Origin of the sequence: Streptococcus caecimuris, assembly GCF_943193075.1 — a bacterium.
In the GTDB taxonomy this organism is placed as follows: Bacteria; Bacillota; Bacilli; order Lactobacillales; family Streptococcaceae; genus Streptococcus; species Streptococcus caecimuris.
Genome location: NZ_CALPCT010000004.1, coordinates 20282 through 39962, shown reverse-complemented (window position 1 = coordinate 39962; position 19681 = coordinate 20282). Strand labels below are relative to the sequence as shown.

The window sequence follows — 19681 nt, the reverse complement described above, 5'->3', positions numbered from 1 at the left end:
TCACGGCGGAAAGTTTTAGTATTTTCTTTCTTTGAAACACTAACGATATATTTTTAGGTTTATGTCAGCAATTTTATTCTTTTCTTAATTCAATGACTTGATCGTATCGACTTTCATTATCAATATGGTGAGCGATTTCTAACACCATCATCGGTAGTGAGAAAATCAAGTCTCGAACCATCTGGCTATTTTCTGAATCAAGAGCTGCAGTTACCTCATCTGCTAATAAAATATCCTTTTTACGAAGTAGGAAGCGGGCTAGTTCAATTCGGACACGTTGTCCGCCTGAAATATTTTCTCCGTTATTAGTGATTACAAAATCAAGCCCATCAGTTAATTCATGGTCGAGTTTGACTTGTCTTAAAACAGTCTCTAATTCTTGATCTGAAAACTCTTGTCCCAAACTGAGATTGTAGCGAATAGTATCATTAAAGAGGAAAGGATGCTGGCTGATAATGCCTACCTGACGAACAAAGTGACTTGTTTTAACTCCATCCCTTGTACGACAAGTAATCATTCCGGCATCCGGCTTTTCTTCTCCTGTGATCATTCGAAAGAGGGTTGATTTCCCACAGCCACTTGGCCCTTTGATGAGGACTTTTTCGCCTTGTCGAATGGCTAGATTAAGATCGCGAATAATCTCTCTACCATTATAAGATTTACTTAAATGAGAAATTTCTAGTTCTTCTACTTGAGAGATCGAATGATTGTTCGTTTCACTATCATCTGCTCGATTTAAAATTCCGAAAATCTTTTCTGCCGTTGTTTTGGCTCCTTGTACTTCAACCACATCATACATGATATTTTGGATAGGTCCTACCAGTTGACCAGCAGCAATATACATAGCAACCAGGCTAGCCACTGAAACATGATGACCCTGCATAGCAAGGAAGAACCCTAATACCAAGGGGAGTACTTGGCTCAGAAAGACCATAAAACCATTACAAAAGAAAACAATATTATGGGTAAAAACAAACTTTTGAATGGCTCGCTGATAACGTAGGTTGATATTCCAAACGCGTTGAGAATTTTCAGGCAAGGCTTGATTCATTCGCAAGGTTTGAGCTCCTCGAATGCTATCAGAGATTTGGTTATGAACAGCTGTTCTTCCCTGAGACATTTCATCCCCTGAATTCTTTAGCTTATTATTCATCAAGAATTGTGGAATGGGACGTAAGATCGTGAAGAAAACAAAGATAGAACCCAATAAAACATTTTGGGTAATAATATAGATCGCCGTAATCAGTGCTCCAAATCCCCAGCATGAAATAGACATATAGCGTTCAAAAAAGTTATCTCCTAGAAATTCCATATCCTGTGTCAGCATGGTAATCTTTTCATCTTCACTATATTCTCTGTCTTCCATTAACTTATGAAATAATGCCATTCGGATATTCATGTGAATTTCACGTCGAAAGACATTATTTGCATGATTACAAAATAACATAAGACTATACAAAGCGAAATAGACAGAAAAACCAAAGAGGGCAAATTTCCAAATAGAGGAATAGGTAAGGTTATTTTGATCTATCGATAGTGCTTTGGCAACAACCAAAGGTTGCCCTAATGCGAGACCCCCATTTGCCAGTGCTCCAATAATGGTTAGGTATTTTGTTTTTTTATCAAGATATTTAAAGATATTAATCATAAATCTCTCCTAGAAAATAGAACCCTATGGTTGAGAAATATCAGATGTAATCATTAAATCTTATTACATATTATTCTTTGTGATATATTTTACATGCTCATTATACATCTAAGAATAAGTCTGGTCAATGAATATTCAAAAAATTAGAAATGATTAAATCTTTAATAACTAATATTTTAAGTTAAGACTTTGAATATGCTCTACTTGTCTGTCGGATGAAAATTTGCTTTAGTCAATCTTTACAGAAATGAAATAAAAAGCACCCCCAAAGAAAGATATGAAAACATCTAACTCTAGGAGTACTGCTCAGTTTTGAGCCTTTTTTTATTCATCAAAAAATCCGGATAAGTCCAAGCCTCCGAAGGGGTTGGTGAAGAAGTTCTCTTGCTCTTCAAGGAGGGTGCGGCCTTGATCAAATTCGAGGAATTGTTGGTAGACAAGGGCTGTCATGCGGGCATCCTCTAAGCTATCGTGTGATTTTCCTGCAACTCCCAAAAATTCTGCAACGGTGTGGAGTTGGAGATTTTTAATGCCGTGGAGGTCAGATGGACGACGTTCGAAAGCCTCGTCAAAGACATCGACAGCGTACTGGTCTTCTAGATCCAAGCCATTTTCAAGTAGGATGGGTAGGTCGCTCTTTTTGGCATTGTATCCGATCAAGGGCCGGTCTCCTACAAAGGCCTTGAATTCGCTGAGGACCTGTTCTAGTTGTGGGGCATTTTGGATCTTGTCCTGGGTAATGCCAGTCAGGCCGTTAATAAAGCTTTTTAGGGGCTTATCGGTGTAGACGTAGGAGTCGTAGTGATCGACTTCTTTACCGTTCGTAAAACGTACGGCAGACACCTGGATGATCTGATAGGCGCCTTCGTATTGGTTAAATTCGAGATCAAAGGCGATATAATCTTCTAATGCTTTCATGGGAAATCTCCTGTGGTAGAAAAGAAAAGGGACTGGTAGGATCCAGCCCCGGATTATCGACGGAAAACGCGTGCCCAGAAACCTTTGCTTTCTTGCTCTTGAACTTTTTCGTTGGCTTGTTCGAGTTCAAGTTTCAAGGTATCGCGGTCGTTCATTGCTTGTAAAGTCAATTGTTGTTGTTGGTCCAATTGCTTGTCTTTTTCAGCAATTTGAACGTCTTTCACGCGCAACTGTTCATCTTTCTTAGCGAGTTGCTCGTCTTTGGCTTTGAGTTGCTCGTAGAGACGGACGATTTCAGCATTTTTTTCATCTACCAAAATTTCCATCAATTCGCGTTGCTTCACATCATCGCTGACTGGCTCATCTTCAAAAATAGTTTTTTTGTAGATTTCTTCGAGCTTAATCAAGCCACTACGGGTTACAACGGTAACCCCTTTTTCGTTTTTTTGGGTATCTTCTGGAGCCAGCGCCTTGACACGGTTATTGACCGCCTGGCGGCTGACTCCTAAAATTTCAGCAATTTCGCTGACAGTTTTTTCAATCGCCATAACTTCCTCTAATATCTTTTTCTATGAAATACTCTATTAGATAGTAACATAAGTAGGCTAAGCTGTCAAATGAAGCAAAGAAAGGCTAAGCCTTGATACCACGATTAGTGGACCTCTGTCATTTCAGGAAGATGGAGGCTTGATTGTGCTAAGTCAATGGTGAGTTGGTAATCGGTTTGATCACGCACAGTGATTTCAAAGTCCGTTGTGTAAAGGACCAGGCGAAGGGTCGCTCCTTTTTCGAGCTTGTAGATGGTTGGTTGGAGATCAAAGTCAAATTCCATCCACTCGCCTGGCGTCACGTCCTCAACCTCTAAGAGATCATGACGATTTTGGAGGTTGAGATAACCTTTCGAAATGACTCGTTGGCCCGCTTCCTTAAATGGCAACTCGGTCAAGTTGTCTAGCATATGGTAGCGACCGTTATCCAGTGTACGGACCGATAAGACTGCAGGATAGGGTTGGAGGTATTTCTTGCTTCCAAGCTCTAAGAGTTGGGCTGAGAGAAGGCCTTTATTGGTGCTGGAGTGAAGTCGTAGGTGAAGGCGAGCTTTCCCGTTGAGGTGCAGGTCTTCTTCGATTGGAAGATCGATGGTTACCTGTTGGGCCTTGTCTTGGTAGAGGTCCGTTAAGAAGGTCGGATAAGCCTTACCATAGCGCTCGTAATCTTTTGTCTCGTAGCGGTTTTGGATGACTTTTTCACCATCTCCGAGTAGGAAGGTTCGCTGACTTGTTTGATTGCCAAAATCATCCAAGGAAGTCCAACTTTGTTCTCCTGTATTGTCCTGCCAAATGACAGTTGGCAACTCATAGCTTGAATCGTAGCCCAGCAATTTTTTAGAGAGGAGGGCGTTCATGCTCTCACGGAAGTCAATGGACTGCCAGTTGTTGAGGTAGACATGGGCACCATTGTGATAGAAGAGGTGTTTCTTGATGTTTGCTGGAAGGGCCTGGAACATGTTAAAGACGTGAAGCGGTTTGACGTTCCAGTCTTGGGAGCCATGGGTAAAGACCACCTCTGCTTGGACTCGATCAGCATGTAGGAGATAATTGCGATCGTGCCAGAATTGATTGTAGTCTCCGGAAGCGCGGTCCAGCTCTTTTTTGACGCGATCAAGATCGGCTTGGTGGGCCGCATTGTGGTGTAAATAATCCCCACCTAAAAGGTTGCGTGAATAGGTCAATTCGGCAAGGGAATCAAAATCTTCACCTGGATAGCCGCCAGGACTTGTCACGAGACCATTTTCGCGGTAGTAGTTGTACCAAGAAGAGATCCCAGCCTCTGCTATGATGACTTCTAGACCGTCCACACCTGTGGTCGCAAGGCCGTTAGACATGGTTCCAAGGTAAGAGATCCCGGTGGTTGCGACCTTTCCATTAGACCAATCAGCTTTGACTTGGCGTTTGCGTGTGTGATCTGTAAAGGCCCGGCAACGGCCATTGAGCCAGTCGATAACGTTCTTGTAGGCTTCGATTTGTTGGTAATTTCCATTGGTCATCAAGCCTTGCGAATCTTTTGTCCCCACTCCAGATACGTAGAGATTAGCGTAGCCGCGTGGAAGGAGGTAGTCGTTGAGGGTATAGCTGGAATTGATATGGGTGAGAGTTTCTTCAGCTTCATCGACTAGCTCAGCTGAACCGACAGGATCCACCAATTCTAATTGAGGTACTTCTACTTGAATGGTATGAGGTTCTTTGACCTCGAGGTCGACATTCATATTGTAGAGGGCCTTGTCGCTGGCCTTATCGTTGGTCCCTTGGTGATAAGGACTTGCGGTCATAACAGCTGGAATCTTGCCTTCATAGCGAGGACGGATAATGCTGACCTTGACCAAGTCTGGCAGACCATCTTTGTCGGTATCGACCCGACTTTCCACATAGACGACCTCGCGGATGGCATCATGGCTCGTAAAGGTTGCGAGGCTCTTGCCGTTAAAATAGTGATACTGGTTATCTTCAGGAATCAAGCCATCGCTGACCAACTGATCGATGAGTAAATTTCCTTTTACTGTTCGAGTATTGAGAAGGTGATAGAGGTTTTCTACCAAGTTTCCATACTCAATCGGAAATTGGACTTCTTTCAAGAAGCTATCCGTATCTTCAAAATCAATAAAATAGCGGAAACCGAGTAATTGGAGGGCTACTGTGTAAAAAATGTTCGGAGACCATTCGCAGTCAGATTGGATATACGTTAAAAAGTCTGTTTTAGAATCCACCACTAGGTTAGAGAGGGGATAATCTGTATCTTTATAGGTGAAGTAAACCTTGCGGACAAACCATTCAAACAGTTCTTTTTCTGGGAGGTGGGTGGGAAGGTCAAACCCAATTTCTTTTAGTTCCTTAAGAATGTCTTTTTGGTCAACAGATAGATAGCTATATTGATTGTATTTCATAGACTGCTCCTTTTATCAGTTTCTTTTTTCTTTACTTCTTATATTATACTTGATAAAATAGTATTTGTCTAAAGACCTTTCGTCTATAAGGAGAAGGAATATTGAAAAAAATATCTTTTGAACAAGTTGCAAGAAGACGGACCTTATTGTTTGGGGTTCTTGCCGTCATTTTTGGGATTCTCATTTTTCGAAACGGCGTTGGTTTCACCAAATTTTCCTTGGATCTATTAGCCATTTACTTTTTAGTTGATGGACTAGGAAGCTTTCTTCTTCGCTTTTTGTTACGTAGCAAGTCTATTTCCTATAGCCACTCTATTTGGTTTATTTTTCTTTCACTTGCGTTGATCTGGTTGAATCGACTGAGTAGTCTGCCCGTAAACTTAGTTGTGATTTGTTTAGGGGCATATCAGTTGGGGAGTGCCATTGTCTATGGGATCACATTTTGGCTTTATAAGGCCAATCGGGTAAAAGGAGGCTGGCTCTATTTATGGGATGCGCTTTTAAACGGTGGGCTTGGTCTAGCAACTGTCTTGGAACCTGGTTCAGATGGGCACTTCCAATTTATCCTCTTGGGGGCTTATCTGGTCTTGTTGGGGATTTCTAATATTCGAGATGGTATTTTATTTGACAAAGACCAACAAGGCCAAGAGTTAAAACGTCGCTTTCGTATTAGCCTACCGGTTATCTTTGCAGCCTTTATCCCTGCTAAGGAGTTAAAACGGTTTAACCAGTTTCTTCAAAAAGGGAGCTCGGCGGGACACACAGGCCCTTATCGATTGGTGAAAAAAGAAGAAGAGGCAAGGGAATTAGAAATTTTGGTTCATACTTCTGACAGCAACTTATTTGGAGCGATTGGGCATGTAGATATTTGTTATCAGGGGAAGGTCATTTCTTACGGAAGTTACGATCCCTTTTCAGAGCGTCTATTTGGGACGATTGGGGATGGCGTACTGTTTAAAGTGGATAAGGAACCATACATCGAACTATGTAAAAAAGAGAGTCAAAAGACGCTGTTTGGCTACAGCCTATCCCTTACCGAAGAAGAGAATCAGGCAGTAGAGAAGCGTCTAGCTGAAATTGATCAGTTGTTAGAACCTTGGGATCCACCTAGGAGGTTACTGGAAGACGGTCAGCCGACCTACGCTTACAAATTGAAATATGATTTAGGGGCTGAGCTATATAAATTTACTTCTTCGCGTTTTAAATCTTACTTTGTTCTGTCTACTAATTGCTGCCTGTTAGCAGATTCCATTGTGGGACAGGCAGGAACGGCTGTATTAGATGTGCGTGGAGTGATTGCACCAGGGACCTATCAGGATTACTTAGAATACGAATTTGAAGCTCCAAACGGGCGGGTCCATACACGAACAGTATACTAAAAAAAGAAAGACAGATTTTTATTTTTGAAAAATCTGTCTTTTTTGCACAAGATTTCTTGTAAAAAGCCAGAAAATCTTTTACAATAAAAAGTGCTTGGAGGAAAGTATGACAGCAAATCAGATCGTAAGAGTGATCCCAGTCTTGAAAGTGAATAACCGAAATGTCAATCAACGCTTTTATGAAGAGACATTGGGAATGAAAGTATTAGTGGAAGAAGGAGCTCTCCTGTCTTTAGGAGATGCCTCAAAAGTAGAAAAAATCGTCTTAGAAGAGTCACCGAGTATGCGTTCGCGTAAGGTCGAAGGTCCAAAGAAATTGGGTCGCATCGTGGTGAAAGTGGCACAAGCTCAAGAAATTGATTATTTGTTGGCCCGCCAGCCAGAGACAAGCGCCCTTTACCAAGGAGCTAATGGTCGCGCCTTTGAAGTTGTGTCTCCTCAAGGAGATACCATTTTCGTGCATGCGGAAGAAAATCTTGAAAGCCTAGAACCTTTGGAGAAAGCGCCTCTTGTTGAGCTTCCAGAAGATTTCAAAGGTTTGACCAGCTTTGATGTGGACTTTCTTGAGGTCAATGTGGCCGATCTTGCTGAGGCTGAGAAGTTCTATAGCAACTTGCCAGCTTTGGCCCACTTTATCCATTTACAAGAAGCCCAAGGAAAAGATCTCCAAGTTGAGAACAAGGTTACTTGGGATTTGAGCATGATCAAGGTCGAATTGGCATCTTTTGATGTGGAAGACTTGAAAGAAAGCTTAGGAGAAACTGTCGATTTTGTGCACCGTAAGGGAACTTTCTTGATTGCCAAGGATCCAAGCCAGATCGAACTCTGGTTTGAAGCCAATCAAGATCAGGTCCATATTTCTTATGAAGAATAAGAATGGAGTGATGAGCGTGAATGCAATCATCGAAAAAATTACCGAACAAATCCAAGAAGGCATCTATCCAGGTGCCTCTCTTGCGCTTTACCGCGATGGTCAGTGGAGTGAGCACTATCTGGGACTAGCGGATCCTGAAAAAGGAGAGCCAGTAGTGGCTGACCTGGTCTATGATTTGGCTAGTGTCAGTAAGGTCGTTGGAGTTGCTACCATCTGTGCCTTTTTGTATGCGAAAGGGGAGCTTGCGCTTGATCGCCCCTTTAAAGAGCTTTACCCGCGTTTTGCTCATGAGAAGACGACCATCCGGGAACTCTTGACCCATACTTCTGGGCTCGATCCTTTTATCCCCAACCGGGATCAATTGGATGCGAGACAGTTGAAAACAGCTCTTGAAAATTTGCAGTTAAAAGAAGACAAGAGTTTTCATTACACCGACGTCAATTTTCTTCTGCTGGGCTTTTGGTTAGAAGACAGGTTTCGCCAGCCCTTGGATCGCTTATTTGAAGAGCTGATTTTTACACCTTGGAAGATGACGGAGACACGGTTTGGACCGGTCGAAAAGGCGGTGCCAACGGTCCGTGGAGTGGCTTCTGGAAGTGTTCATGATCCCAAAGCGAGAGTATTGGGTCGTCATGCGGGAAGTGCTGGACTTTTTTCAACTGTTGCTGATCTAGAGCGCTTCTTAGAGCGTTATCTGAAGGAGGATTTTGCGCGTGACTTGTCTCAGAATTTTGCGCGTGAAGAGGGCAAGACCCGCGCTCTCGGATGGAATCTAGAGGGGGACTGGTTAGATCATACGGGCTATACTGGAACCTTCATCATGTACAATCGAAAGAGGCAGGAAGCGGTGATCTTTTTGTCCAACCGGACCTATGAGAAGGACGAACGGGCCCAATGGATCCTCGACCGCAACTCTTTGATGGACTTGATCAAACAAGAATTTGAAAAATAGAAATGGAAGGCTAGGATGATGGATCCTGGCCTTTTACGGTCTGTCAGATAGAACTCAACTCCGTCTTAGGTTGGATTTCCTTCAAAAGCATCGCTTTTTTGGCTGATTTATATTAAAATAGTAATGACCTTAATAGAGCGAGATGAATATGAACAAAGAGATAGGCGTCGGAAGGGCGCATAGTAAAATTATCTTAATTGGAGAGCATGCGGTGGTCTATGGTTATCCGGCTATTGCGCTGCCACTCCATCATATCGAAGTGATCTGCCAGATCATCCCGGCAGACAGTCCATGGGTTTTGTTTGAAGACGACACCTTGTCCATGGCGGTTTTTGCGTCTCTTGAGCACCTCGGGATTAAAGAGGCCCGGATTCGCTGCCGGATTCAGTCCATGGTACCGGAAAAACGGGGGATGGGATCGTCTGCGGCGGTGAGTATCGCAGCTATTCGAGCAGTTTTTGACTATTATCAAGAGGAGCTGGATGATGAGACCTTAGAAATCCTGGTCAATCGAGCAGAAACCATTGCCCATATGAATCCAAGTGGGCTCGATGCCAAGACTTGTTTGAGCGATCAAGCCATTAAATTCATCCGGAATGTAGGCTTTTACCCGCTGGAGCTGGGAATAAAAGCGAGCTTGGTGATTGCGGATACGGGAATTCATGGCAATACCCGTGAGGCGATCCAAAAGGTGGAAGCCAAAGGGCAGGAAGTTTTGTCCCATTTCCATGAGATTGGTCAGTTGACCCAGCAGGTGGAAGAGGCTCTGAAAATGAATGATCTAACGAGCCTAGGACAGGCTCTGACTACTTGTCATGAGCACTTGAGAGCCGTCGGTGTCAGCTGTGTTGAAGCAGACCATTTGGTCGCTGTTGCCCTTGAAAACGGGGCCTTAGGGGCTAAAATGAGCGGAGGCGGTCTTGGTGGCTGTGTGATTGCCCTCGTCAAGGATTCTCGTGAAGCAGCAACCATTGCCCATGCATTAGAAAAAGAAGGAGCGCACCATACATGGATCGAAAACCTGTAACGGCTAAGTCCTATGCCAATATCGCGATTATCAAATACTGGGGAAAAGAAGATGCCAAACAGATGGTCCCTTCAACCAGTTCGATTTCGTTGACCTTAGAGAATATGTATACAGAGACCAGTCTCTCTCCCTTGCCAGCAGATGCGACTGCGCATGAATTTTACATCGATGGGGAATTTCAAAATCCAGCTGAGCAAGCCAAAATTGGAGCTGTGATTGATGGCTTGAATCCAGCAGATGAAGCGGGATTTGTTCGGGTGGATACCAGCAACAACATGCCAACCGCAGCAGGCTTGTCCTCTAGCTCAAGCGGGCTCTCTGCTCTCGTCAAGGCTTGCAATCAGTACTATGATTTGGGCTTGAGCCAGGAGGAATTAGCTCAAAAAGCCAAGTTTGCTTCGGGTTCCTCTTCACGGTCTTTCTTTGGCCCTTTAGCGGCCTGGGACAAAGAAAGTGGAGAGATTTATAAGGTTAAAACAGACCTGAAACTGGCTATGATCATGCTGGTTCTCAATGACAAGCAAAAGCCCGTTTCCAGCCGGGAAGGGATGAAACGCTGCATGGAGACTTCGACTAATTTCAAAGAATGGATCGAAGAGTCTAGACAAGATTACAAGGATATGCTGGACTATCTAGCTGGCAATAATTTTGAACATGTCGGTCAGCTGACAGAGCGCAATGCCCTTGCTATGCATGCGACGACTAGAACAGCCACTCCAGCCTTTAGCTACTTGACAGAAGAAAGCCACAAAGCTATGGACTTTGTCCGTGAGCTTCGCGCTGCAGGCCATGCTTGTTACTTCACCATGGATGCAGGGCCAAACGTTAAGGTTCTCTGTTTAGAAGAAGACTTGGATCAGCTGGTGCCTTTATTTGACGACCGCTATCGGACCATCGTATCTAAAACAAAGGATCCTCAAGATGAAGACTAAGTATCAGGTACAGACTGGAGGCAAGCTCTATCTAGCTGGAGAATACGCAGTGCTAACGCCTGGCTATGGAGCCGTGATTCAGTTTATTCCCATTTATCTGTCAGCTACTATCCAAGAATCTAGAAGCTATCAGCTAGTCTCAGATCTCTTTGGTTACCAGGTGGATTTGACCCCAAATAAGGACTACGCCTTGATTCAAGAGACCATTCAGCTCATGGAAAAGTGGCTGAAAGATCAGGGGATAGCCCCTAAACCGTTTGATCTTCACCTAAGAGGGACGTTGGGCGAAGAGAGGAAAAAGTATGGGATTGGTTCCAGCGGAAGTGTGGTCTTGCTCGTGATCAAGGCCGTGGCCGCTCTGTATGAACTAGACCTACATCCGGACCTGCTCTTTCGACTAGCAGCAGTGGTCTTGGTGCAAAGAGGGGACAATGGTTCCATGGGCGATTTGGCTTGTATTGCCTACGAGGACTTGATTTATTACCAATCCTTTGATCGGGCTTGGTTGCATGAAGTCTTGACTTCTCAGCCCCTGTCACAAGTTTTAGACCTGGATTGGGACTACCAGATCTGCTCGATCCAGCCAGCCATCGCTTATGATTTTCTGGTTGGTTGGACCAAGGAACCAGCGATTTCAAGTGATTTGATCCGTCAGGTCAAGGGAGCGATCAAGGAAGAATTTCTTCAGGAGAGCCAGAGCGCAGTGAAGAATCTTGAAAAAGGCCTCCGTGAAGGGAACCAAAAAGAAATTGAGACCAGTATCAAACGTGCCGATAAGAACCTAAAGTCTTTGAACCCTTTGATCTATACCCCAGCTCTGAAAGTTCTGCAAGAAGCGACAGAGGGTCTTTCTGCCTGTGCCAAATCTAGTGGTGCTGGAGGAGGCGACTGTGGAATCGCCCTTAGTTTTGACCCAGTTGAGACTCAGACCTTGATAGACCGCTGGAAGGAAAAGAATATTGAAGTCATTTACCAAGAAAGGATGGGAGATTCGTGAGCGAAAATCGAAAAGACCAGCATATTCGCTATGCCTTGGAGCAAAGCTCCTCCTATAATAGCTTTGATGAGATCGAGCTGATTCACCGATCCCTCCCCCTTGTGGATCTAGCGGAGATTGATTTGACAACCCATTTCGCAGGGCGTGATTGGGAGGTCCCTTTTTATATCAATGCCATGACAGGCGGGAGTAAACGGGCCAAAGAGATCAATCAAAAGTTGGCAGCGGTAGCCGAAGCCTGTGGGATTCTCTTTGTGACCGGCTCTTACAGTGCAGGGCTGAAGGATCCGAGCGATCAATCGTATGCGGTCAAAAAAGTCCACCCTCATCTTCTTTTAGCAACCAACATTGGCATCGATAAAGAGCCAGATTTGGGTTTGCGTACAGTGGAAGAGCTACAACCCCTCTTTCTTCAAGTCCATGTGAATCTGATGCAAGAGTTACTCATGCCCGAAGGGGAGCGGATTTTCCACACTTGGAAAGACCATCTCAAGAGCTATGGGCAGGGCTTTCCAGTGCCTGTAGTCCTGAAGGAAGTTGGCTTTGGTATGGATCCCAAAACAGTTCAGGCAGCGCTAGATGCTGGAATTAAAACCGTCGATATTTCTGGCCGTGGTGGCACTAGTTTTGCCTATATTGAGAATCGTCGTGGTGGCAATCGCGCTTATCTGGATGATTGGGGACAATCAACTGCGCAGTGTCTCTTACAGTTACAGGATCAGATGGATCAGGTTGAGGTCCTCGCAAGTGGTGGCATCCGTCATCCTCTTGATATGGTCAAGGCCTTGGTCCTTGGAGCACGTGGCGTAGGACTATCCCGCGTTTTTCTTGAGATGGTAGAGACTAAGAGCATTGAAGAAGTGATCGTCCTTGTCCAAGGCTGGAAAGAAGATCTCAGATTGCTCCTATGTGCGCTCGGTTGTCAGAACCTGAAAGAGCTCCGTGAAGTCGACTATCTCCTATATGGAAAGTTGTGGCAAGCGAAGCAACAGAGAAAATGAAAAGGATTGGCAAAATAAGCCAATCCTTTCTTTTTTGAAAAAGTGATTCCCCTCAAAAATTCTGATAGTTTACGAATCGTTTACGGTTGGTGGAATCGCTTGCAAAACAGGATCGTAAAAGAGTATACTAAATAAGGAAAAACATTTTTAAAAAGGAGTTTAGGATGAAGAAGCACTATTTTCGCTCAGCTGTAGCAGCCTTGCTTCCGCTTTTGTTGATTGCTCAACCTGTTGAGGCTTGTACGGGGTTCATCATTGGGAAGAAACTGACGGCCGACGGCTCGACCTTGGTAGGGCGTACCGAAGATTTAGAGCCCAACCATAATAAAAATTTTGTGGTCAGAGAGCGTGTCTACAATAAAAAAGGTGCCATCTTTGAGGATGCCGCCAACGGTTTTCAATATCCCTTGCCAGAGATTAGCTATAAGTATACAGCAGTTCCAGATGTCACCCCAGATCAAGGAATTTTTGATGAAGCAGGATTCAATGAATATGGGGTTTCCATTTCTGCTACTGTATCTGCTTCAGCAAATGACAAGATCCAAAAAGTGGATCCCTATGTCAAGGATGGTTTGGCAGAATCCGGCTTAACCAGCATTGTTCTCCCAAGTGTGAAAACCGCAAGAGAAGGGGTTGAACTCATTGCTAAAATCGTCGAAGAAAAAGGCGCTGCAGAAGGAAATATTGTGACCATTGCCGATAAAGAAGGCGTCTGGTATATGGAAATCCTATCCGGTCACCAATATGCGGCCATTCTCTTTCCAGAAGATCGCTTTGCAGTCTTTCCAAATACTTTCTTCTTAGGCCATGTTGATTTATCGGATACAGAGCGTACGATTGCCTCAAAAGGTCTTGAAAAAGTCGCCAAGGACGCAAATAGCTATAAGGAAGTGGATGGAAAATTCCACATTTCTCAATCCTATAATCCGCCTTTGCAAGAAGCGGATCGCTCGCGGGTTTGGTCGGGGATCAAATCTCTAGACCCAAGCTCTCCTGTTAAATATGACGATGCGTCCTTTGATCTTCTTCATACAACTGATCGGAAATTAACTCTCCGCGATGCCATGAATCTCCAACGCAATCGTTTGGAAGGAACCAAATACAAACCACAGGATCAAATGGAGCTGGATGGAAAAGGCATCCCGAAAAAAGGAGAGTTTGATGCCGTTTATAAATACCCCATCTCCAATCCAAATGTCATGGAGGCCCATATTTTCCAACTGAAAGACGAGGTCCCAGCAAGTGCGGGTGGAGGTACCATGTGGCTGTCGATGGGCAGTCCGCGGAATGCTCCTTACCTACCGTACTATGGCAATATTCTCAACACCTATCAAGCCTACCAAGAATTAGGCGATCATTACAATGACCGCTCCTGGTATTGGACCATTTCAAGAATCAATGACCTTGTAGCCAAGTATCCTGATTTATTCGAAGATGGGGCGATTCGTACTGAAATGGAACGATTGGAATCTCAGTGGATGGTTGAACAAGATCTGAGTGATCAGGAACAAATTGCCCTTGCTTCTCAGCCTGAAGAAGCAAGTAAGAAGGCAACAGAGGAAGGAATAGCGAGAGCTGAGAAAACCTTTGAACGCTTGCAAGAAATTAGAAAAGAAGCAGAACAAAAGGTAGCAGATGAACACGGAAAAAGTGCTCTGCAAGATCTAGATGACGAAGAAGATGCTGCTTATGAAGAGAAAATTGATCTCGTTGATTTTGACTATGATTACATTTTAGCAGCAGGCTTGTTCGGAGCAACCCTTCTAGCGATTGTGATCTATCTAATTCGCTCAAAGAAACAAAAGGGAGGAAAACAAGATGACTAAAATTCAAAGAGTCTCGATCTATCTCTTTCTATTATTTGCAGGAATTGGCTTGGAGTTTGAACTCGGTCATCTTTCTCAACAAGAATTTAGCCAGTCTGCAGGCAGAGACTTGGTCTTGAACTTGTCTGTTTTAGCTGCTATTATTATCCCACTCTATCTCTTTTCAAAACGATTGGCCAAGCAGTTGTCTGTCCCAAACTATCTCTTATGGATTGCTATGTTTGGGGGTGCCTTCGTAGCAGGCTGGTTGAGCTTTTCAGGTAATAGCTTGATCGATATTATGAATAGCCATGTGATCAAGGATGCCACTGTCTTTAACAAGTGGACCGATGCCTTGACAGCCCCATTCTCAGAGGAATTCTTTAAGGCTCTAGTTGCCTTTTGGGTAGTTTTGATGGTTGGCAAAAAAGATCTAAAATCGATTCTAATTGCCGGCTTGGGCTCCGGCTTTGGTTTTCAAATCATTGAGGACTTAGGGTACGTTGCCCGCCAAACAAAAACTAGCCAATTAGCCGCCGTTACTGAGGCCATTAATCGTATTTCTGGTGGGTTAGCTTCACACGCCCTCTATACAGCTGTTGTATCCGTTGGTGTCTTCCTCTTGTTGTCTCAAGTGACCCAGCAAAAGGAAAAACTCTTTGGACTCTGGTGTGTTGTCTCGACAGTAGCCAATCACTTCTTATGGAATTCTCCGTTTTATGAAACAGACCATCGGATTAATCTTCTCGTCGGACTGCTCTTTGCCGTCCAAGTAGGGACCTTTATCGAAGTGGTACTCTATACCAAGAAAGAGCCCGATTTGCCATTTTTAAAACAATAAGGCAAATTTTTCAAACACAAAAGAACTAAGACGTGCGTCTTAGTTCTTTCATTTTCTCAATTCTTGTAAGAGTGTTTGTGCTTTTTCTAAATTGAAGGGTTTGTTTTCAAGGAGTTGGCTGACCAGACGGGGAACTTCCTCTTCCTTAGCTCCTGCTAGCAGGGCTAGAGAGCGTGCTTGGAGCTTCATGTGTCCTGCTTGGATCCCTGTAGTCACGAGGGCTTTCAAGGCGGCGAAATTCTGCGCTAAACCGAGCGACGCGATGACACCTGCTAATTCGATAGCAGAAGGTTCTCCTAGTAAACGGTGGCTGACTTGAACTGTAGGGTTGAGGCCAATGGAGCCTCCTTTTGTTGCAACTGGCATTGGTAGGGTGATCTCTCCATAGAGTTTTTTCTCTTCTGGCTGACTTGTCCAGCTACTCAAGCCTTTGTATGGGCCACTTTGTGCGGCATAGGCATGGGCTCCTGCTTCGATGGCCCGCCAGTCATTACCTGTCGCAAGGACCAGGGCATCAATCCCGTTAAAAATCCCCTTGTTATGAGTGGCTGCACGGTAAGGATCCACTTGAGCCAGTTGGCTAGCTAGCTCCATCCGGTGGGCAATCTCAATGGCTTCCTCAGGATTTCGACTCAGTGCTTTAAAATCGATGGCACACCGTGCACTCACCAAAGAGCGAGTGGCCAAGTTGGATAAAATTGCCATCAAGGCCTGACCACCAGAGAGTTCCTGGATACGATCAGTCAGAGCTTCCAGCATCGTGTTGAGCATATTGGCTCCCATGGCTTCTTTAGGATCGACAGCCAAGTAGACAATGAGAAAGTTCCCCTTGTTTTCGACCCAAAGATCCCTCGCTCCGCCTCCACGCTTGACGATAGAAGGATAGGCTTCATTAGCCAGCTGAAGAAGAGTTTCCTTGTCTTCTAGGATGCGCTTGCTAGCCATTTTCACATCCGTAACATCTGTCAGAGCAATCTCACCGATCATTTGGCGTTGGTGCACTTGGGTGGTGAAACCGCCCGAACGTTGGATGAGCTTGGCCGCAAAGCTGGCAGCTGCAACCACGGAAGGCTCTTCTGTGACCATAGGAAGGACATAGTCACGACCATTGATCAGAAAATAAGGAGCGAGACTAAAAGGCAAGTCAAAAGTCGACAAGACATTTTCCGTCAATTGATCTGCAATAGAAAGGGGAAGTCCCTTTTGTTCTTTTAAGATCTGTGCTTCATCCCAAGTTAAGAGGCCTTCCTTCAGTAAGGCCTCTATGCGTTCTGTGGGAGAAAGTTTTGCAAAACCTGGTAATCGTGCCATTATTTTTCTACTTTCTGGTAAGTGCGTTGGTGTTCCTTGATCTCTGTCAAAGCATAAGTTTGAAGCGTAGCAGGTTCAAACACTTGATTGCCACTAGAGTCTAGATCTACTTCCTCATAAAAGAGTCGTTCGTAGTCAGCAACACTAAGAACCGTCCGTTGATCTAGTTTGTCCATACGTTTGTGATCTAGGAGTTGCTCAAAACCAGGAACGAGATTGGCACTAAAGATCTCAGAAACTGCTCCACTTCCATAGCTAAAGAGGGCGATTCGGTCCCCGGCTTTGAGTTGGGGACGATTTTCCAGTAGTGATAGCAAGCCTAGGAAAAGAGATCCAGTGTAGATATTTCCCACGCGTTGGCTGTATAGAATCGATTGATCAAAGTTGTATTGTAATTGATCTTTTTTCTCTTCTGATACTGACTTATCCAAGATTTTTTTCAAGCCCTTGAGAGCTAATTTTGGATAAGGTAAATGGAAGCAGACGGACGCAAAGTCTGTCAAGGTAAGGCCAGTCCGTTTCTGGTATTCCGCCCAGGTTGTTTTCAGAGAATCTAGATATTGTTGCGTTGAATAAATCCCATTCACGAAGGGAGTTGTCGCATAATTTGGACGCCAAAAATCCATGACATCGCGTGTTTGGGCAACATTATCATCGTTAAAAGATAGAATACGAGGATTTTGGCTGATCAGCATAGCAACCGCTCCAGCCCCCTGTGTTGGTTCTCCAGGAGTTCCAATTCCGTATTTAGCAATGTCACTGGCAATGACCAAAACCTTACTCTGTGGAAATTTTTCAACATGGAGTTTAGCATAATCCAAGGCAGCAGTCGCAGCATAGCAGGCTTCTTTCATCTCAAAAGAGCGGGCGAAAGGCTGGATATCTAGTAAGCCATGGACAAACACAGCAGCAGCCTTACTCTGGTCAATTCCAGATTCTGTCGCAAGAATCACCATGTCGATCGCTTCTTTATCTTCGTCTGTTAAAATATCATCTGCTGCAGTAGCAGCCAATGTGACGATGTCTTCTGTGATCGGTGCAACACTTTGTTCTTTTAAGAGAAGACCCTTGCTCAGTTTTTCGGGATCAGTATCACGAGCAGCAGCCAAATCTTTTAAACGCAAGACATAAGGACTCGTCGCAAAACCAATCTTATCAATCCCAATTGTCATTCTTAACCTCTTTTTTATTTGATATCTACTAGTATATTTCGTTACTATTTTACCATATTTAAGGGTAAAACTCCCTTGAAAAAGCTAGATCAGCAAGGAAATCATTCTCGGGACCGATTTTGCAATGTTTCATAGAAAAAATAGAAAATCTATAAAAAAAGCCATCCTTAGATGACTTTTCAACTCTTATCCTTGCTTATCTTTTTTAGGATTGCTCATGATTCGTATGAAGAGTTCTTTGCATTTGTCTCTTAGAACTTTTTCGTAGAAGACGATTAAAGCGATGTACACAATCAGAAAGTTCAAGGTCAGATAGAACAAGTCAAATGAATTACGGGCATAGTAAGTCGCTGATTGATAGGAGGGGAAGGCTCCTAGGATCATCCAAGGAAGATACTTGATATACTTGTTTACCATCCTACAGCACCTCGCATCCTTTAAAGGATTTGTTATTTCACTATCATTGTACTACTTTTAAACAAAAATACAAGCGATTACATAGATAAGTTTTGAAAAACCAATGCTAGTTGGCATTGGTCATTTTTCTTTTTTGATGGCGTTGGTAAGAATGGTAGAGTTTCAAGACAACGGAGCCGCTAGCCATCCCGATGGAGATCACCAAGGCCAGAATAACCACCAGTGTCACGCTAGTTACTGCCTGGCGATATTGCCCACTGACAAAGAAGGAAGTGGTTCGATAGGAAATATATCCAGGAACCAATGGGGCTAGAATGGACAACATAAAGACCACGACAGGCGTCTTGAGAATAATACTTAAAATCTGACTGATACAGGAGCCGACAATGGCTGCGATAAAGGTTGCAACGATGACATTGGTAGGCCCTTTCAGGATATAGTAAAGTAGCCAGATGCCCATACCGAGGATTCCTCCAGGAATCAACATGGAGCGCTGCACATTTAGGACGATTAAAAAGGTGATGATGGCAATCAAACTGGCCACCGCTTGGATTAAAAATTCAGTTAGGTTCATCATTTTATTTCATAAGGACGAGGGCGACCGTTGTACCGGCACCAAGTGCAAGAGTAATGAGGAGAGTCTCAAAGAGTTTGCTCATCCCAGAATTGAGGTGGTAATTCATCAGATCTCGGACGGCATTGGTCATAGCGATTCCAGGAACGAAGGGCATGACACAGCCTGCGATAATGAGATCGGTATTGGAAGGAAAACCACTATAGCGCGTCCAGATATGGGCCAAAAAACCAAAGACAAAGGCGGCCGCAAAGGCAGTGGCAAAAGGAATGCGAACGTATTTCTCAACGACAAGAGAAAAAGCAAAGGCAAAGACAGTCGCAATACCCGCTCCAATCGCATCATAGAAATTTCCTCCAAACATGATGGAGAAGAAAGGAGCACTGAGGGTTGCCGCAATGGTCAACTGAAGATTGGTATAAGGAACTCGCTTCATTTTCAACTCGCTCAGGGCTTGGTAGGCTTGCTCGAGATCGATCTCTCCAGAGACGAGTTGACGAGAGATCTGATTGACATCACAGACCTTTTCGATATTGTAATTGGTCCGCAAGATCCGTTTCATGCGCGTGACATTGGCATTCTCAATTGAAAAGAAAATAGCGACTGGCATCGCTAAAACATTGCAATCGACGATTCCCTGTGAATGGGCGATCCGGATCATGGTATCTTCGACCCGGTGAATCTCAGAACCGCTCTCTATCAGGAGGGTTCCAGCTAACATCAGGACGTCGATCACTTGGTTGATCAGTTTTGACTCTTCCATAATATCCTTCTTACTAAATAATCTGTTTCTATTATAGCAAAAAAGGACGAGAGACAGAACTAAAATCTGACAATTCTAGTTTGTTTCTTATCCTTTCTAAATTCATTTAGAATAGCTATTGTTTAGGTT

General features: G+C 44.1%; 18 protein-coding genes. 9 read left to right on the top strand and 9 right to left on the bottom strand.

Going from position 1 to position 19681, the window contains the following annotated elements; genetic code table 11:
- Positions 1–73: 73 nt before the first annotated feature.
- The 4 genes from NFR56_RS02550 to NFR56_RS02535 form a co-directional block, all read right to left on the bottom strand.
- The gene (locus NFR56_RS02550) at positions 74–1648 is read right to left on the bottom strand and encodes an ATP-binding cassette domain-containing protein (RefSeq protein ID WP_251457498.1); all 1575 of its coding nucleotides are present in this window, start codon (positions 1646–1648) and stop codon (positions 74–76) included.
- A 324-nt stretch (positions 1649–1972) separates the two neighbouring features.
- Positions 1973–2566, bottom strand: a complete 594-nt coding sequence (locus tag NFR56_RS02545; protein ID WP_251457495.1) for a 3'-5' exonuclease — start codon at positions 2564–2566, stop codon at positions 1973–1975.
- A gap of 53 nt (positions 2567–2619) precedes the next feature.
- A complete protein-coding gene (locus NFR56_RS02540) occupies positions 2620–3114 on the bottom strand; it encodes a DUF536 domain-containing protein (RefSeq protein WP_003008835.1) in 495 nt (164 codons plus the stop codon).
- A 104-nt stretch (positions 3115–3218) separates the two neighbouring features.
- Complete coding sequence (locus NFR56_RS02535) at positions 3219–5507, bottom strand: Xaa-Pro dipeptidyl-peptidase (RefSeq protein ID WP_251457492.1); 2289 nt, start codon at positions 5505–5507, stop codon at positions 3219–3221.
- A gap of 101 nt (positions 5508–5608) precedes the next feature.
- Here NFR56_RS02535 and NFR56_RS02530 point away from each other — a divergent pair, with 101 nt between their 5' ends.
- From NFR56_RS02530 to NFR56_RS02490, 9 genes are all read left to right on the top strand, one after another.
- Positions 5609–6886 (top strand): HdeD family acid-resistance protein, encoded by a 1278-nt coding sequence (locus tag NFR56_RS02530; protein ID WP_023919173.1) that lies wholly within the window; start codon positions 5609–5611, stop codon positions 6884–6886.
- A 106-nt stretch (positions 6887–6992) separates the two neighbouring features.
- Positions 6993–7760 (top strand): CppA N-terminal domain-containing protein, encoded by a 768-nt coding sequence (locus NFR56_RS02525; protein WP_070675424.1) that lies wholly within the window; start codon positions 6993–6995, stop codon positions 7758–7760.
- Positions 7761–7770: 10 nt separating this feature from the next.
- Positions 7771–8712 carry a serine hydrolase domain-containing protein gene (locus NFR56_RS02520; protein ID WP_070675421.1) on the top strand — a complete coding sequence of 314 codons (942 nt, stop codon included), beginning with the start codon at positions 7771–7773 and terminating at the stop codon, positions 8710–8712.
- Positions 8713–8860: 148 nt separating this feature from the next.
- Positions 8861–9739 (top strand): mevalonate kinase, encoded by an 879-nt coding sequence (gene mvk, locus NFR56_RS02515; RefSeq protein WP_251457489.1) that lies wholly within the window; start codon positions 8861–8863, stop codon positions 9737–9739.
- Entirely contained in the window at positions 9721–10671 is a 951-nt protein-coding gene (mvaD, locus tag NFR56_RS02510) for a diphosphomevalonate decarboxylase (protein WP_251457486.1), read from the top strand. The genes mvk and mvaD overlap by 19 nt, the downstream gene beginning before the upstream one ends.
- Entirely contained in the window at positions 10661–11668 is a 1008-nt protein-coding gene (locus tag NFR56_RS02505; protein WP_023919165.1) for a phosphomevalonate kinase, read from the top strand. Before mvaD ends, NFR56_RS02505 begins: the two co-directional genes overlap by 11 nt.
- Complete coding sequence (fni, locus tag NFR56_RS02500) at positions 11665–12669, top strand: type 2 isopentenyl-diphosphate Delta-isomerase (protein WP_251457483.1); 1005 nt, start codon at positions 11665–11667, stop codon at positions 12667–12669. Before NFR56_RS02505 ends, fni begins: the two co-directional genes overlap by 4 nt.
- A 164-nt stretch (positions 12670–12833) precedes the next feature.
- Positions 12834–14495, top strand: a complete 1662-nt coding sequence (locus tag NFR56_RS02495) for a C69 family dipeptidase (protein WP_251457480.1) — start codon at positions 12834–12836, stop codon at positions 14493–14495.
- On the top strand, positions 14488–15315 hold the full coding sequence (locus tag NFR56_RS02490) for a PrsW family glutamic-type intramembrane protease (protein WP_251457477.1): 828 nt from the start codon (positions 14488–14490) through the stop codon (positions 15313–15315). The genes NFR56_RS02495 and NFR56_RS02490 overlap by 8 nt, the downstream gene beginning before the upstream one ends.
- A gap of 48 nt (positions 15316–15363) precedes the next feature.
- On the opposite strand, the gene NFR56_RS02485 is transcribed toward NFR56_RS02490, so the two are convergent.
- The 5 genes from NFR56_RS02485 to NFR56_RS02465 all read right to left on the bottom strand — a co-directional run bounded on the left by NFR56_RS02485 (position 15364) and on the right by NFR56_RS02465 (position 19552).
- Positions 15364–16626, bottom strand: a complete 1263-nt coding sequence (locus NFR56_RS02485; protein ID WP_134974644.1) for a hydroxymethylglutaryl-CoA reductase, degradative — start codon at positions 16624–16626, stop codon at positions 15364–15366.
- The gene (locus tag NFR56_RS02480; RefSeq protein WP_134974643.1) at positions 16626–17798 is read right to left on the bottom strand and encodes a hydroxymethylglutaryl-CoA synthase; all 1173 of its coding nucleotides are present in this window, start codon (positions 17796–17798) and stop codon (positions 16626–16628) included. Before NFR56_RS02480 ends, NFR56_RS02485 begins: the two co-directional genes overlap by 1 nt.
- Before the next feature lie 186 nt (positions 17799–17984).
- Positions 17985–18215, bottom strand: coding sequence for a hypothetical protein (locus NFR56_RS02475; RefSeq protein WP_101770620.1), 231 nt, complete (start codon positions 18213–18215; stop codon positions 17985–17987).
- A gap of 106 nt (positions 18216–18321) precedes the next feature.
- The gene (locus NFR56_RS02470) at positions 18322–18789 is read right to left on the bottom strand and encodes a threonine/serine exporter family protein (protein ID WP_003005049.1); all 468 of its coding nucleotides are present in this window, start codon (positions 18787–18789) and stop codon (positions 18322–18324) included.
- A gap of 4 nt (positions 18790–18793) precedes the next feature.
- Complete coding sequence (locus tag NFR56_RS02465; protein ID WP_031575570.1) at positions 18794–19552, bottom strand: threonine/serine exporter family protein; 759 nt, start codon at positions 19550–19552, stop codon at positions 18794–18796.
- Positions 19553–19681 lie beyond the last annotated feature (129 nt).

Bases quoted from the DNA above. Each gene is read 5' to 3' on its own strand.
- NFR56_RS02550 (WP_251457498.1), bottom strand. From the start codon at position 1,648: ATGATTAATATCTTTAAATATCTTGATAAAAAAACAAAATACCTAACC.
- NFR56_RS02545 (WP_251457495.1), bottom strand. From the start codon at position 2,566: ATGAAAGCATTAGAAGATTATATCGCCTTTGATCTCGAATTTAACCAA.
- NFR56_RS02540 (WP_003008835.1), bottom strand. From the start codon at position 3,114: ATGGCGATTGAAAAAACTGTCAGCGAAATTGCTGAAATTTTAGGAGTC.
- NFR56_RS02535 (WP_251457492.1), bottom strand. From the start codon at position 5,507: ATGAAATACAATCAATATAGCTATCTATCTGTTGACCAAAAAGACATT.
- NFR56_RS02525 (WP_070675424.1), top strand. From the start codon at position 6,993: ATGACAGCAAATCAGATCGTAAGAGTGATCCCAGTCTTGAAAGTGAAT.
- NFR56_RS02520 (WP_070675421.1), top strand. From the start codon at position 7,771: ATGAGCGTGAATGCAATCATCGAAAAAATTACCGAACAAATCCAAGAA.
- mvk (WP_251457489.1), top strand. From the start codon at position 8,861: ATGAACAAAGAGATAGGCGTCGGAAGGGCGCATAGTAAAATTATCTTA.
- mvaD (WP_251457486.1), top strand. From the start codon at position 9,721: ATGGATCGAAAACCTGTAACGGCTAAGTCCTATGCCAATATCGCGATT.
- NFR56_RS02505 (WP_023919165.1), top strand. From the start codon at position 10,661: ATGAAGACTAAGTATCAGGTACAGACTGGAGGCAAGCTCTATCTAGCT.
- NFR56_RS02495 (WP_251457480.1), top strand. From the start codon at position 12,834: ATGAAGAAGCACTATTTTCGCTCAGCTGTAGCAGCCTTGCTTCCGCTT.
- NFR56_RS02490 (WP_251457477.1), top strand. From the start codon at position 14,488: ATGACTAAAATTCAAAGAGTCTCGATCTATCTCTTTCTATTATTTGCA.
- NFR56_RS02485 (WP_134974644.1), bottom strand. From the start codon at position 16,626: ATGGCACGATTACCAGGTTTTGCAAAACTTTCTCCCACAGAACGCATA.
- NFR56_RS02480 (WP_134974643.1), bottom strand. From the start codon at position 17,798: ATGACAATTGGGATTGATAAGATTGGTTTTGCGACGAGTCCTTATGTC.
- NFR56_RS02475 (WP_101770620.1), bottom strand. From the start codon at position 18,215: ATGGTAAACAAGTATATCAAGTATCTTCCTTGGATGATCCTAGGAGCC.
- NFR56_RS02470 (WP_003005049.1), bottom strand. From the start codon at position 18,789: ATGAACCTAACTGAATTTTTAATCCAAGCGGTGGCCAGTTTGATTGCC.
- NFR56_RS02465 (WP_031575570.1), bottom strand. From the start codon at position 19,552: ATGGAAGAGTCAAAACTGATCAACCAAGTGATCGACGTCCTGATGTTA.